The 14,592-nt window shown below is 59.6% G+C and carries 10 protein-coding genes; 4 read left to right on the top strand and 6 right to left on the bottom strand.

The features are described 5' to 3' along the window. Positions 1 to 151: 151 nt before the first annotated feature. Complete coding sequence (locus B3187_RS02910) at positions 152 to 514, bottom strand: hypothetical protein (RefSeq protein ID WP_123637362.1); 363 nt, start codon at positions 512 to 514, stop codon at positions 152 to 154. A gap of 215 nt (positions 515 to 729) precedes the next feature. On the opposite strand from B3187_RS02910, the gene B3187_RS02905 reads away from it, so the two are divergent. From B3187_RS02905 to B3187_RS02890, 4 genes are read left to right on the top strand one after another with little or no spacing between them, the layout of a single operon-like run. Next, entirely contained in the window at positions 730 to 1,842 is a 1,113-nt protein-coding gene (locus tag B3187_RS02905) for an efflux RND transporter periplasmic adaptor subunit (RefSeq protein WP_286804509.1), read from the top strand. Further along, positions 1,842 to 4,994 carry an efflux RND transporter permease subunit gene (locus B3187_RS02900; RefSeq protein WP_286804508.1) on the top strand — a complete coding sequence of 1,051 codons (3,153 nt, stop codon included), beginning with the start codon at positions 1,842 to 1,844 and terminating at the stop codon, positions 4,992 to 4,994. Before B3187_RS02905 ends, B3187_RS02900 begins: the two co-directional genes overlap by 1 nt. A gap of 30 nt (positions 4,995 to 5,024) precedes the next feature. After that, positions 5,025 to 7,010: a CASTOR/POLLUX-related putative ion channel gene (locus B3187_RS02895; protein ID WP_286804507.1), complete on the top strand. Its 1,986-nt coding sequence runs from the start codon at positions 5,025 to 5,027 to the stop codon at positions 7,008 to 7,010. After that, entirely contained in the window at positions 7,007 to 7,480 is a 474-nt protein-coding gene (locus B3187_RS02890) for a Dabb family protein (protein ID WP_286804506.1), read from the top strand. The genes B3187_RS02895 and B3187_RS02890 overlap by 4 nt, the downstream gene beginning before the upstream one ends. Positions 7,481 to 7,592: 112 nt before the next feature. On the opposite strand, the gene B3187_RS02885 is transcribed toward B3187_RS02890, so the two are convergent. The 5 genes from B3187_RS02885 to B3187_RS02865 all read right to left on the bottom strand — a co-directional run. Then, a complete protein-coding gene (locus B3187_RS02885; protein WP_286804505.1) occupies positions 7,593 to 8,369 on the bottom strand; it encodes a peptidylprolyl isomerase in 777 nt (258 codons plus the stop codon). Positions 8,370 to 8,477: 108 nt separating this feature from the next. Then, positions 8,478 to 9,326, bottom strand: coding sequence for an ATP-binding protein (locus B3187_RS02880; protein ID WP_286804504.1), 849 nt, complete (start codon positions 9,324 to 9,326; stop codon positions 8,478 to 8,480). Positions 9,327 to 9,330: 4 nt separating this feature from the next. Continuing rightward, positions 9,331 to 10,143, bottom strand: a complete 813-nt coding sequence (locus tag B3187_RS02875; protein ID WP_414673666.1) for an ion transporter — start codon at positions 10,141 to 10,143, stop codon at positions 9,331 to 9,333. Then, complete coding sequence (locus B3187_RS02870) at positions 10,140 to 13,763, bottom strand: ATP-binding protein (protein ID WP_286804503.1); 3,624 nt, start codon at positions 13,761 to 13,763, stop codon at positions 10,140 to 10,142. Before B3187_RS02870 ends, B3187_RS02875 begins: the two co-directional genes overlap by 4 nt. A gap of 178 nt (positions 13,764 to 13,941) precedes the next feature. Further along, positions 13,942 to 14,592: DUF4194 domain-containing protein (locus tag B3187_RS02865; RefSeq protein WP_286804502.1), on the bottom strand; the 651-nt coding region annotated here is incomplete at its 5' end.

Here is a 14,592-nt window from a genome sequence, read left to right as displayed (position 1 = left end):
CGCCTGATTGCGCTCATCCGCCGCGTACAGTGCCTCAAAATCCGAGCGGGGCGGTATGTCTTCGGGCCAGGCGTTGCGGCTCACATCCGGCTGGAACAGCGCGCAGCCAGACAGCACGCCGAGTACCAGGGCGATGACCAGCCCCTTGGCGCTATGAGCGATCATGGCGGTCGCTCTCGGAGGAGGATTTATCAACGGAATAGTCACCCTCGATCACATTGCCCCGGTTGCCGGAGCCGGGACCATGGCCACCAGCTCGCCGGGCGGCCTGCTCAGCCTGGGCGCGCATCTGTTCGGTGCGCTTGCGAAAGCGCCGGCGCAGCAGCGGCATGGCCAGCCAGCCCACCAGCAAAAATACCAGCGCTATGACCAGGCCAATAAGCATCAGAAGGCCAAACACCACCCAGGCCAGAAATAGCTTGGGGCCTCGCCACCGAGAGCTGGACTGGGCCTTTTCTCGCCATTGTTGGGCGGCGCGCCAGGCGGCGTTCCGGCGGTCGTACTGATCGTTCATACTGCGTATTCCGTAATTCTGGTACCAGGGTGCGGAGGACTGGCCCTCGACGGCGCCACAGCGCCCGCACCGGGAAGCATACCCTAGCATAAAGCCGAGCAAAACGCCCCGCTCTGCGCGGGTTTGACGACAAATCTTAACGCGGTGGATATTTGCGCCGCTTCCCTCAGACGGTATGCTGGATCGCATCGAAGGAACTCAGGAGACAAACCGGTATGACTATGATCGCCTCCCCTCGCCCATTGTATGGCCTGTTACTGCTTCTGGCGGCGTCCTGGACCTCGGCCCAGGAGCCGCCCAGAGTCGAGGCGGTTCGGGTGGTTGAGCGGCCGGTCATCGAAACGGTTCCCCTGACCGGCTCGGTTACCGCCGAGCAGCGATCGCTGCTCTCGCCCCAGGTGGCCGGGCTGGTGTCCCGGCTGGCCGTGGATGCCGGGGACAGGGTCGAGGCTGGGGATCTGCTGCTGGAGCTGGATTCCGAGCTGGTCAGTATCGATCGGGATCAGGCCGCCGCAGACCTTGCCAGCGCCGAGGCGCAGTGGGCCGACAGCGAGCGGCAGCTCAATGAAGCCCGATCGCTGCGCGATGGCGCCATTGCCGCCAGTGACATTCGGCGCCTGGAAGCGGAGGAGCGGGTCAGCCGGGCCAATCGCGATGCCGCCCGGGCCCGACTGAATCGCCTGGAGGCGGAACTGGAGCGACACCAGCTCAGAGCGCCTTTCAATGGTGTGGTCAGCTCTCGTCAGGTGGATCTGGGCGAGTGGGTGTCTCCCGGCAACCCGCTCATGGAGCTGGTGGCCAGTGCGCCACTGCGGGTGCATTTCCAGGTGCCCCAGCGGTACTTCCCGAGGGTCAGCGAACAATCCAGCCTCTCCCTACGGTTTGACGCCTACCCCGACACCGAAGTCATCGGACGGGTGCATCGCAAGGTGCCACTCAGCGAGACCGGCGCACGAACGTTTCTGTTGCGCGTGACACCGCCCGACGATGCACCGGAGTTGATTCCCGGCCTGTCCACCTCGGGGCTTCTGGAGCTCAATACCGACCGTACCGGGCTCGCGGTACCGCGTGACGCCCTGATCCGCTACCCGGATGGCCGGGTCAGTGTCTGGGTGATTACCGAAGCGGAACAGGGGCAAGTCAGCGGTGTACGCGAGCAACAGGTCACTCCGGGAATCAGTGCCTCTGGTTGGGTGGAGATCCGCTCGGGTCTTTCGTCGGGCGATGTGGTGGTTACCCTGGGTAATGAAGCCTTGCAGGAAGGCCAAAACGTTGTCCCCGAGCGCATTGCAGAGAGTCACGCGAATGACCAGGGAGGGAGTCGCTGATGTTTTCCTGGGTTGTTCGTCACGGCATTCTGGTCACTGTCACCGTTCTGATCATCTGCGTACTCGGTATCCTGGCCGCGCTGCGCATTCCGGTGCAGATGATTCCGGACCTGGAAGTCCGTACCATTTCCATCCGTACCAGTTGGCCCGGCGCCACGCCCCAGGATGTGGAGAAGGAGATCCTGATCGAACAGGAGGAGTACCTGAGGAACATTCCCTACCTGGTGGAAATGCAGAGCAGTGCCGATTTCGGTTCCGCCCAGATCGAGCTCGAGTTTCCATTTGGGGTGGACATCAACGAAACCCTGATCCGCGTCAATAACGCCCTGACCCAGGTCCCCTCTTACCCGGAAAACGTCGACGAGCCGAGTGTCTACGCCACGTCGTTTTCTTCCAACGCGTTCATGTATTTCAGAATCTCCCCGCTGGAGGGCAATCCTCGGGGGTTGGATATGGACATGATGCGTGATTTTATCGAAGACAATGTCCGGCCGCGTATGTCCGGCGTGCCCGGAGTGTCTGAAGTCAACGTCGGGGGTGGCGCCGAACGCCAGATCCAGATTCACCTGAACCCCGAGCGCCTCGCGGAGCGGGAAATCACTCTCACGCAAGTGCGCGATGCCATCCGCGAGCGCAATCGGGACCTGTCCGGCGGTGAAGTGGAAAGCGGCAAGCGGCGCTACCTGCTGCGCACCATGGGTCGCTTCGAGGACCTGGAGGGTCTGGAAAACCTTATCCTGGAGCGCCGAGGCGACAGCATTACCCGGCTGTCCGATGTGGCCGACGTCGAACTCGATCACTTCAAAATTCGCCAGACCTCTTACGTCAACACCCGTCCCGTCATCAGTCTGTCGGTGCGCCGGGAGAGCGGTTCCAACGTGATTGCCATCAAGGACGCCATGATGGCCGAGGTGGAAAACATCAACCGGGACCTGCTCAACCCGGAAGGCATGGAACTGGCCCTGACCGCTGATGATGTGGTGTATGTGCAGGCCTCGGTGTTCAATGTCTGGAAAAACCTGATTCTTGGTGCCCTGCTGGCAACCGGGATAATGTACGCGTTCATGCGTTCGTTTCGGGCCACTGCGCTGGGTGTGGTGGGTATTCCCATCTGTACCATCGCGGCTTTCCTGGGGCTGTTGATCGCGGGCCGGACCATCAACGTCATTTCCCTGGCTGGGGTCGCCTTCGCCATCGGCATGACCCTGGACAACAGTATTGTGGTGCTCGAAAGCATCGAACTCGAGCGTCGCAAAGGGCTGAAGAAACTGCAGGCCGCCGTTGCCGGGGTCCAGAAAGTCTGGCCGGCGGTGTTGGCCTCTACCCTGACCACCGTAATGGTGTTTCTGCCGGTAGTGTTTATCGCCGAAGAGGCGGGACAGCTCTACTCGGATATTGCGATCGCCATTTCCGCATCGATCCTGGTGTCCATGCTGGTGGCGATTACCGTCATCCCCACCGCTAGCGCCCGGCTGAAATTTGAAGGCGCCTCCGGTGGCGACGAAGCCCATCCGCTTCAGCAGCGGATCACCCGGCAAATTCACTGGCTGATCGAAACACCCCGGCGGCGTATCAGTGCCATTGTCGCCACCATTGTGATCAGTGGTGCCATTGTGTTGTTCCTCACACCGCCAGCGGAATACCTGCCCGAGGGTGAAGAGCCGAAAACCTTCGCCTCCATGAATGCCCCGCCGGGTTATAACCTTGAAACCATGGAAGCCATCGGCATGGAGCTTCAGGAGTATTTCATGCCTTACGTGGACGATGAGCCGGAAGCCTTCGAACGGGGTGAAACCGAGGTACCGGCGATGAAATACATCAACTTGGGTATTTCGCCCCAGAGCCTGAGGATCATCACCGAATCCAAGGATCCCGGGCAGATCGAGGAGCTGATGGCCGCCCTGGTCAAGCAATACGAAACCTATCCCGGAATGCGGGCATTTGCCGCGCGCGGTTCGATCATCAGCAGCAACGACGGCGGCACACGCAGCGTCAACCTGGATATCTCCGGGCCGGATCTGGCCAGCCTGTTTCAGGTGGCGCAGGCCGCCTACGCGCGCGCTGAGGCCGTGTTTGACAACCCGAGCATCCAGACCCGCCCTTCCAGTCTTTCCCTGGCCCAGCCGCTACTGGAAATCCGCCCCGATTGGGATCGGGCGGCGGAGCTCGGTCTGACTACCGAGGACATCGGCTTCTCCGTGTCGGCGCTGACCGACGGAGCTTTTGTGAATGAGTTCTTCCTCGCCGATGACAAAATCGATATCTATCTGTACAACCAGCAGGGTCCCGGCGCGGATCTGGATACGCTTCAGGATATCGCCGTCTTTGTGCCCGAGCGCGGTACCCTGCCCCTGTCCGATTTCGCCCGGATGGAGGAAACGGTGGATACCAGTAGCATCCGCCGGCTCGACGGCAGCCGTACCGTAACGCTGAACATCATCCCACCCCGCTCAGTCGCCCTGGAGACCGGTGTCAAGCGCGTGCGCGAAGACGTCGTAGGCTATCTGCAGGAAAATGGGCAGGTGCCCACGGGGGTGACGTTGAATATTTCCGGGGCGGCCGACCAGTTGGACGCCACCCGGGAGTCTCTGAGCAGCAACTATCTGGTCGCGCTGTTCATTGTCTATCTGCTGATGGTGGCCATCTTTACCCATTGGGGCTATCCGCTGCTGATCATGACCACCATTCCGCTGGGCATTGCCGGCGGGATTGCCGGGCTCGCCTTGCTCAACCTCCTGGGTAGCGCCACCTCCGCGCTCGGCCTGGGCGGCATCAGTCAGCCCTTCGATATGATCTCCATGCTCGGCTTTCTGATTCTCATGGGCACCGTGGTCAATAACCCGATTCTGATCGTTCACCGTGCCATCAGTAACCTCAAGGAGGAGGCCATGGACTCGGTCGATGCGGTGCGCGAAGCGGTCAGCTCACGCCTGCGCCCCATTGCCATTTCCACCATCACCACCATTGTCGGGTTGGCACCCCTGGTGTTCCTGCCCGGCGCCGGCAGCGAGCTGTACCGCGGGGTCGGGGTGATCGTTATGGCGGGCATTATCGGCGCCACACTGGTGACGCTCACCATGTTGCCCTCCCTGACCGTCATGGTTCTGAATTGGACTGAGCGCAAAAACCGGTATACTGGCAGCCCTCACTGATGCACTGAGCTCGTCGGGACAGGAGCTGCCATGCTGCCACTGCGTTTTATAGACCGGGTCAAATTTTTTGTTGAGCGCCAATTCGTCAAAGGCGCTCTCTTTCAGTTGCTGGTGGTGGGTGCAATCATCGCCCTCATATCCATTACCGGCAGCCTCCTGGCGTTCCCGGCCGGCGAAGGCGAAGACGTGGGTGACGCGGTCTGGTGGGCGTTTCTGCGCCTGACGGACCCGGGCTATCTGGGCGATGATCAGGGCTCCTGGCTGCGCTTTGTGTCGACGATTCTCACGGTCAGTGGCTATGTGGTATTCATGGGTACCCTGGTGGCCATTCTCACTCGTTCATTGATCGCCCGGATGACCGCGCTTGAGCGGGGCCTGACGCCAGTGGCCTTTCGGAATCATGTGGTCATCATTGGCTGGAACAGCCGCACCCTGCCCCTGATCAGAGAGCTTTTGAGTGCCTCCGGGTCGATGCGCCAGCACCTGTTGGGGCACGACAGTTCCCGTCTCAAACTGGTGGTGTTGGCAGAGGATATGTCGGCGCTACAGGCTGAAGAACTGCGCGCCGAGCCGGGCATCGGTCGCAAAGCCAGGCAGATTGTGCTGCGCTCCGGGAGTGCTCTGCAGCCCGATGCCCTGCATCGGGCGGCCTGTCTGAACGCCGCCGCGGTCATCATTCCCAGCGATTCCCACGAACTCAACAGTCTGGTCAGCGCCGATGTAGAGACCATCAAGGCACTGATGTCATTGGATGCTCTGGCCCGCAGGCAGAATGTCACCCGGCCATTTGTCGTGGCGGAAATCCAGGACCTGCGTAAGCTGCCCATCGCCCGCCGCGCTTATTCCGGGCCCCTTCAGGTGGTCCCAGGGGATGCCACCATTGCCAGCCTCATGGCCCAGAATCTGATTCATCCCGGTTTATCAGAGGTCTACAATGAGCTGCTGACCGATCAGAGCGGTAACGAGTTTTATGTCCGCAGCGGCGAACATTTTGCCGGTGATTCTCTCGCGTCCATCGCCGTGCGCTGTCCACGTGCTGTGATCTGCGGATTGCTGCGCCGGGAAGAGGAGCACTGGCGTGTGCAGTTGAATGCTCCTTCTGACACCGTCGTAACCGAGACGGATAAAGTCGTGTTCATTGCTCCGGAATTCAATGATACCCAGCCACTCAAGGCTTCGGGGTACCGGCTGAATCCGCTTGAGCGCAAAGCGCTGGATGACAAGCATAAACCCGCCAACCGCCTGACCAAAAAGAAAGTGTTGATTCTCGGCTGGAACGATCGCCTTCCCGCATTGGTGCACGAGCTGGGTAGTTATCGCCAGTATCGGTTTGAGTTGGACATCGTCTCAATTCTGTCGGCTCAGGAGAGGGAGAATTTCATTGATCGCTACCACATGGGCAGTATCAAAGCGCAATGTCGACATATCGAAACCGACTTCATGCAGGAAGGCGAGCTGTATGACATTGAACCCGCCCAGTATGACAGCATTGTTCTGACCAGCAGTGACCGGGTAAACAGTGGTGAAGAGGCCGACGCCCGTGCCATCGTCGGACAGAGCATTCTCGAAGAGCACCTGAAACAGACCGATGATCCGCCGCAACTGCTGGTGGAGCTGAGCGATCCGGACAACGCCATTCTGCTCGGGCACCAGCGTGGTGAAACCATCATCAGCCCGCTGATTCTCAGTCATCTTCTGGCCCAGGTCGCCTTGCGTCCGGAGCTGCGCCTGGTGTTTGATGAACTATTCACTGAGGGTGGCGCTGAGATCTATTTCCGCCCAACCGGGGATTACGGCATCAAGGGCTCCCTACCCTTCTGGAAGCTCGAAGCGCTTGTCGCCGAGCGTGGCGAAACGGCGCTTGGGGTTTATTATCACGAGTCGCATCAGGGACGCAGATTGCAATTGAACCCGGAGCGGGACGCGGCATTCAACCTTTCACCACAAGACTGGTTGGTCATCCTGACCGATACCGGCCTTCATAAAAACCTCCCAACAGGAGCACAATCACAATGAAAGATCTCTCCAATCGTCGGCAATTCATCACCGGTGCAGCGGCTTTGGGCGTTGCGGCCATGCTGCCCTCGGCTCAGGCCCACAATCACGGTGAAGAAAAGCATCAGGGTGACCACGGTCATGGCCACCACAAACACCACAAGCACGGAACCGTGGCGATTCCGAAGCTGACCCACACGGTGTTTTTCTGGTTGAAGAATCCGGAATCGACAGAAGATCGCGATGCCCTGATCGCGGGTCTGAAAACCCTCAAGGACATTGAAACCGTGCGCGGCATTCACATCGGTGTGCCGGCCTCAACGGAAAAGCGGGACGTGGTGGATAACAGCTACCAGGTATCCGAGCTGTTGATGTTTGATGATGTTGAAGGTCAGAACGCCTACCAGGTGCACCCGATCCACCAGAAGTTTGTGGAGGATTGTTCGCACCTGTGGCGCAAAGTCACGGTGTTTGATTCGATTGAAGTGTGAAATCTCGGAGCTTGATTGTCGGGTTACGCGCTGCGCGCTAACCCGACCTACGAAGGACTTCGCTGCTTTCCGGTAGGTCGGGTTAGCGCGCAGCGCGTAACCCGACAAAGTTTCAACTCACCAAAACCTTCCGCAAACCCAACAACCCCAGCATCAACGGCAACCAGCCCATGGCACCACCGGAGCTGCCACCGGATTCCTTGTCTTCCACGGAATCGATCAGTGTATTGGGAACCGGATCCAGGTCGGCTGCTGAGTTCTCCGCATCGTCAATGATGCGCACGGACAGCAGGTTCACCAGATGGGTGGAATCGACTTCCACATCGTTCTCCAGCTCCTCTTCGCCATAATTGCGCAACGGCAGATTGGTGAACGCGCCCTGCAGATTGAAACGGGGCAGCTCGGCGATGTCCTCCAGAACCGACATACCACTGATCACTTCACCGAACACGGTAAAGCCACCGTTCTGGACATCCAGGTTTTCGTGATTGTTCTCGAGGTTGAAAAACCACTGAGAGGTCGCGCTGTTTGGATCAGTGCCCAGCTTGGCCATGGCAATGGTGCCTTGACGATTGGACCACTCGGGTTCATTGATCACCGGATCACCGGTCTCAATGCTCTTCACATCGCCACTGTCTTCGATGTATCGGAAACCGCCGCCCTGGAGGATGAACTCGGGCACCAGGCGATGAAAGAATGTATTGTCGTAAGCGCCGGACTCCACATAAGACAGAAAGTTCTCGACGGTCTCCGGGGTACTTTCATCGTACAGATTGACCTGAACATTACCCAGCTCGGTCTCGAATTCAACAATGGTCGCCAGGGCTGAGGTACTGGAGAGCAGCGCCGCCGTTGCCAGAGCACCGGCCGCCATAAACGGTTTGAACATGGGGGATTCCTTGCAGTTGGTCGTTATGTAAGCCACTCTAGCAAAGCCAGGGTCACGAATCTGTAACCTTTTGTAGAGGGCTGTTAACAGTTTGTAACGTCGCTTGCGTCAGGCGGGGTCGACATGGTCCCGGGCAAACTGCCAGGCAACCCGGCCGCTGCGGGCGCCCCGGGTCCGGTGCCACAGCAAAGCTTCCGCTTCCACGTCTTCATCCCACTGTCCGCCCAACGCTTCTACCCAATAGCGGGCGGCGGCGAGGTACTCGGTCTGGCTGAACGGATAGAAGCTCAACCACAAACCGAACCGGTCCGACAGTGAGGTTTTCTCTTCAATGCTGTCGCTCGGGCGAAGTTCGCCCTCCTCGTAACTGACATCCAGGTTGTCGCGCATGGTCTGGGGCAACAGGTGACGTCGATTGGAGGTGGCGTAGAACACAATGTTTTCCGCCGGAGCGGCAATCGACCCATCCAGTGCCGATTTCAGGGCCTTGTAACTGATATCACCTTCCTCAAAGGACAGGTCGTCGCAGAACACAATGAAGTGCTCTGGCCGCTCTTCGAGCAACACCAGAATATCGCTCAGGTTTGGCAGGTCGGCCTTGTCCACCTCGACCAGTTTCAGATCCTGATCGGAAAAGGTATTCCAGACGGCCTTGATCAGGGTGGACTTACCGGTACCCCGAGCGCCGGTGAGCAGCACATTGTTGGCCGGTTTGCCCTCAATAAAGCGCCGGGTGTTGCGCACCAGGGCCTCTTTATGGGTATCGATATTCTGCAGGGCCTCCAGCGCCACCCGATGCGGGTGGCGCACCGCCTGCAGAAATCCCCGACCGTTGGCAGTCCGCCAGCGAAAGGCCTGGGCGGTCCAGTCAATCGTCGGGTCAGTGGCAGGCAGCAAACGCTCCGCCCGGTCGAGGAGCTGATCGAGACGATCAATGATGGAATCTATTGTGGCCATGAGGTTACTCCTGAGGTGTTCGGGGTCGGCTCGACTGACGCACCAGATCCTTCAATTCGCGCAGCTCACTCTGCAACTCCCGCAAGGTAGGCTCGCCCTCCTCCTGGCGCTCTTTGCGGTGCTGCTCGTCCAGTACGTTCACGACGATCCCGATGATCATGTTCAGAAACGCGAAGGCCGACAGGAAAATGAAGGTCACGTAGAAGACCCAACTGAACGGGTAATCCACCATGGTTTCGTACATCACATCGGTCCAGTCTTCAAAGGTCATGATCCGGAACAGGGTCAACATACTGATGGCGATATCGCCCCAGAGCTCCTCATTGACGCTGGCAAAGAACATGCTGCCGATGGCGGCGTAGATATAGAAGATGATGAACATCATAAGCGCCACATAACCGAGCTGTGGCAGGGCTTTGAGCAGGGAGATGAGCAACGTGCGCAGCTCCGGGATGATGGACACCATACGCAGCACCCGGAACACCCGCACCAGGCGGCCCACCAGGGCCAGTTCGCTGTCTTCAATGGGGATCAGGCTGACGACCACGATGGTGGTGTCAAAGATGTTCCAGCCGGATTTGAAAAAGTCGCGTTTGCGCGGTTCCCCGAGGAAACGGATGGTGATTTCCACGAGAAAGAAGATGGTGATGAACCAGTCGGTAATGACAATCGCGTTGGAGATCAGCGGCGGGATATCATAGGTCTTGGCCCCGATGACCAGAGCCGAGAAGATGATGATGCCCACCACAAACAGCTCGAAGGCTTTGTTGGTACGCAGTTGGTTGAACCGGGATTGTAGAGTATCGTTTGATATCATTCGACTTCTTCCAGAAAATCCAACTCCGCCTGCTGGCGAATCGTCTGGCGGTGGTTCGCCATCAATTCCTGAATCCGCTCCCGGTCGCATTCCTGTCGATCCAACACCACCCGGGTCTGCAACTCCCCTACCCGCTCGCGGGTGGCGCACTTGCTGAACACAAACTGGTTGGAGATCAACTCCAGGAACGGACCGGATTTACTGCTGGGCATGATGAACAATAACTGTAAGCCCAGGCTCTCGGTCAGGTAGTGAATCACCTCCCGTGAGCGGTGTTCATCCATCTTGGAGAAGGCCTCATCCACCAATACCATTCGCAAATGGCTGTTGCCCTCGCCAAAGCGGAACGCCGAGGTAATGGCCGCACTGCGGATAATATACGCAGGCGTCTCCAACTGGCCACCAGAACCGGTGCCATACTGGCTCAGAGCGATGGGCTGCTTGCCTTCCGGCTCCTTGTAGATTTCGTAGCGGCGGTAATTCCGGAAATCCGCGATACGCTCCAGATCCCGCAGCGCCTTCTGCTCGTCCTCATCCAGCAGCATGGTCATCAGCCGCTCGCGCACCTTCTGGTGCTTTGGTTCAAGCTCGATATCGAACAGGGTGGCACCGTCGCCGAGACTGGGATTATCGATGATCGCCTTGAAAAACTGCCAGTACTCTTTGAATTCCGGCACCCACTGCCAATCAAACCGGAATCGCTCCCGGTCCGCGCCGAAACGGTGGTGCTCCAGCTCCCGGTTAAGGTCCTCCAGTACCCGCTTGCCATCGTTGATCGCCTGGTAGATCGAGTGACAGAGGTTGGTGACAAAGGCGTTGTTGAAGCTGTCCCGCAGGGATTGCAGTTCGCTGTGCCGCTGAGCCAGGATGTGGTTCTTGTCCCGGTTGTACAGGCTGTCGAACTGGCGGCGTAACTGGCAGATGCGGGCAAAATTCTCCCGTCCGAACTCGTCACTGAAGTCCAGTTCCAGCGCGAAAGCGTCCGCCGGGCGGCACTGCTGATTGTGTTGCAACACGCACTGCTGCAGTTTGTGCAGGGCACTTTTCAGCTCGCCCTGCACGTCCGCGAGACGGGCCTCATAATAGCGGGCCTCGCGCAGGTCCTCGTCGACCTCGGCCAACCGCGCCTCGGCATCGAACCCCGGCGCGAGCGCATCCAGGCCTTCCAGGCTCTGTTCGCACTGCTCCACCACCGCCAGAGTCTGGTCCTGATCCCGATCCAGAGTCTGGCAGCGACTGTCGATATTCTTCAATTCCGCCAGCAGGTTGGCCCGCTCCTCATTCAGCGCCCGTGCCTGAGCGGCCTGTTCATCCACCCGGCCCTTTAACGCCTGGAGCTCCTCTTCCAGAGCCTCACCGGCGCTCAGGTCGAGCTGCTCCGCCTGCTGCTCCAACGACTGCAGGCGCCGCTGGGCGCTGAGCATGGTCTGCAGGCAGTCGCCATGCTCGGGGACACGCAGTCCGTCCACGGCGGCCAGCAGTTGTTGCGCCTCGACGGCAAGATCCCGGCTCGCCTGCCATTCACGGGTCAACGCTTCCTGCTCCCGTCGGCGGGCCGCCAGGGCGCGCTCACGGGCGCTCTGGCCGAACACCAGATCGCTGTCGGCGATATCGCAGCGGAACAGAGAGTAATTCCCCGAGCCCAGGCAGTCCCGTGTGACCCCGCGACGGGTATTGCGCAGCGTATCCGCATCCGGTACCCGCTGCACTGAGCCGTAGCTCGCCTTCAGGTATTGCTCGGCGGTGTCGTGGTTGAACTGCATCACTTCCACCACACTGCCCTGGGGCAAGGCACCCAGCTTTTCATTATCCCGCCGGGCCTTGTGGCCCTGAATCACCCGGGCCTTCTGACCGACGCCACTGAGGGAGCGAACCAATCGAATGGCCTCGGCCTCATAATCCGGGTCCACAATCAAACCAAAACGGGCGCCGCCCAGATAGCCTTCGATGGCGGACTGCCACTCCGGCTCGGTCACCTCCACCTGATCGCACAGCACCCGGGCATCGGCTTCGGGAAGCTGCTTGTGCAGTTCCGCCAATGCCTGCTGCACGTAGGGCGGATAGCTCACTTCCCGGGCTTCCAATGCGCCCATTTCCCGCCCCAAACGCTCGGTTCGCGCCTGTACCTGATCGCAGGCCTGCTGGCGCTTGTCACACTCGCGCGCCAGGCGATCCCGCAGATTGGCGGTGCCCTCTTCACTCTCAAACCAGTCCGACCACAACTGGCGGTGTTGCTGTTGTTGCGTCAGAGCCTGATCCAGACGGGATTCCAACGGGCTGATGTCAATCCAGTCCCGGTTGAGCAGCTCATGGGCGTCCAGCCGAGTGTCATCCTCGGCAATCGCTTTGAGGCGGGCATTGCGAGTTTTATCGGCCAACTCCGGCAACACCAAAGACAAAGAGGTGCGGCGCAAGCCGTCGTGCAATACCTTGGCACTCTCGCGATTGCGATCGACTTTCTGCAGTTGTTCCAACAGCTTCGGCACCGTCGCGTGCAGCCGTTGCTCCTCCGCTTTGCGTTCCTGAGCCAACTGGTCTTTTTCCCGCAACCCGGGAATGCCCAGGCGTCGGGTGTTGAGATCCAACAACTGCTGCTGCAGGTCATCCCGGCGCTGCTCGCTCAACTCAATGGCCTGCCGGTTCGCTTCCACCGCCTCGCGCTGCGTTTGTTGCTTACGCTTTTCGGTCAGGTAGCGGTTCTGGCAGTCGTTGTAACGGCGCCGGGCCAGGCCGTAATGGAGCAATTGCCAATCGAGCCATTGATCGACAAAGTGACCGGCCGTGAGTCGGCCCTGGTTGAGCCGCTCAATGGCTTCGCGCAGTTGTCGGGCATCGGCTTCCATGCCGTGAATGCGCTTGAGCATTGCCGACACGGAACGAATGGCTTCGCCCAGATCGCGCGGTTCCAGCACTTCGTTGGCCACAAACTCGTCAATGCCTTTGATCGGTTTGTAGGCCATAAAGCGCGAAAAGGCCCGGGCGGCGTTCATCGCCTCCCGTTCGGACACGGCATCCTGTCGGTCCCGGATCAGACCATACAATCGGCCCAGATAGGCTTTTTTCTTGTCATACTTCTCGACGGACTCAGGGTCGAACTGTTTCCGCAACAGGCCATACGCCCGATCCAGGGGCAGCACATAGCGGCCACCGGTATCGCTCTTCAGTAAATCGGATAAGCCGAGCTGAACACCCGGCAATAACATGAATTGCAGCTCGTCCAGACGCGCGACCCGTTGCTGGCCGGAGCCTTCCAGGTGGGCACGCATTCCGATCAGTGCGGTGAACGGCTCACTGGTCTCTCCCGGGGTCGGGTAAAACACCGCGCCGAGGTAGCCATCACAACCTTCGGGCCGCGCGTAGGCACCGTCGTCGCAGCCGAGCACATAGGAGGCGAGCGTGCGCACCTGTTTGCCACCCCGCCCGCGCTGGCTGGCTTCGTCCTGTCCGGGGTTGAAATGGAACAGGTTGTCGTGGGCGGCGGTCATGATGGTCTGAATGGCATCCGCCGCAGTGGTTTTACCCGAACCATTCCCTCCGGAGAAGAGATTGATCGGGCCGAATTCACATTCGGTATTGGGGATGTTGCCCCAGTGGATGTAGATGAACTTCTTCAGATACATAAATCAGGTCTCACCAAGTGCGTCTTGGTTCTTGTTCGGTCATGTGGCTGGGGTTACGGCAAGTTTGGGTTACGGCGGATGCGGCCTTTGGCCTTATCCGCCCTACGCGGACTGCCGTGGTTTGCGTAGGGCGGATAAGNNAGCGCAGCGCATCCGCCGTAACCCATCTCGGCCGCCATCACCGCTCCCCGGAAAATATCGATGCGCCTTCCGGTTCGGCCTCGCCGGACACCTCCGCGGTCGGCGCTTCGGCTTCAATGTCATGCCGCAAATTATCCAGCCACTCGTTGTTCACCAGGTTTACAATCAACGGCCGCACCTTGATCCAACTATCGGTCTGCTCCAGATCCGCCTCCTGGGCGTAATGAATCAGCCGCAACTGACGCAGCCGGCGGAACAGCTGACGGCGCTCCGCCAGGGCTTCGGGCAGGCTGCGCTGCAGGAGGTTCTTGCTGGCCAGCGCCACCGCTTCCAGTGACAGGGTCGCGCAGCCCTGTTCGTCAATCACACCCTCGCGCACCGCCTTGTCATACTCGGCGCGTAAAATCAGCACGAGGGCGATTTCCGCCTGATTCAGGCGGGTGCGAAAACCGCCGTTAAACGGCTCGTCACTTTCATCTTCAATGCCGGGCACTCTCGCACCGGGCGGGATCAGGCGGACAAACTGAAAGCGCGTATCGTGTTGCAGACGAACCCCCATCAGGCTGAGGTAGTCATCCACCAGGGCTTCAATGCGCTCAAAGCGATCGTACAGCTCGGCTTCCACCTGACTGTCGTCCCGGCACAATACGCCATAGTCCAGCAGTCGCTGAATCAACTCCCGCCACTC

Source organism: Marinimicrobium sp. UBA4209, from assembly GCF_002381585.1.
Lineage (GTDB): Bacteria > Pseudomonadota > Gammaproteobacteria > Pseudomonadales > Cellvibrionaceae > Marinimicrobium > Marinimicrobium koreense.
The sequence above is the reverse complement of the archived record's forward strand: the minus strand, read 5'-3'. Positions and strand labels throughout refer to the sequence as shown.

What these genes read in the sequence shown, in the direction of transcription:
- B3187_RS02895 (WP_286804507.1), top strand. Translation starts at nt 5,025, where the DNA reads ATGCTGCCACTGCGTTTTATAGACCGGGTCAAATTTTTTGTTGAGCGC.
- B3187_RS02880 (WP_286804504.1), bottom strand. Translation starts at nt 9,326, where the DNA reads ATGGCCACAATAGATTCCATCATTGATCGTCTCGATCAGCTCCTCGAC.
- B3187_RS02905 (WP_286804509.1), top strand. Translation starts at nt 730, where the DNA reads ATGACTATGATCGCCTCCCCTCGCCCATTGTATGGCCTGTTACTGCTT.
- B3187_RS02900 (WP_286804508.1), top strand. Translation starts at nt 1,842, where the DNA reads ATGTTTTCCTGGGTTGTTCGTCACGGCATTCTGGTCACTGTCACCGTT.
- B3187_RS02870 (WP_286804503.1), bottom strand. Translation starts at nt 13,763, where the DNA reads ATGTATCTGAAGAAGTTCATCTACATCCACTGGGGCAACATCCCCAAT.
- B3187_RS02885 (WP_286804505.1), bottom strand. Translation starts at nt 8,369, where the DNA reads ATGTTCAAACCGTTTATGGCGGCCGGTGCTCTGGCAACGGCGGCGCTG.
- B3187_RS02890 (WP_286804506.1), top strand. Translation starts at nt 7,007, where the DNA reads ATGAAAGATCTCTCCAATCGTCGGCAATTCATCACCGGTGCAGCGGCT.
- B3187_RS02875 (WP_414673666.1), bottom strand. Translation starts at nt 10,143, where the DNA reads ATGATATCAAACGATACTCTACAATCCCGGTTCAACCAACTGCGTACC.
- B3187_RS02910 (WP_123637362.1), bottom strand. Translation starts at nt 514, where the DNA reads ATGAACGATCAGTACGACCGCCGGAACGCCGCCTGGCGCGCCGCCCAA.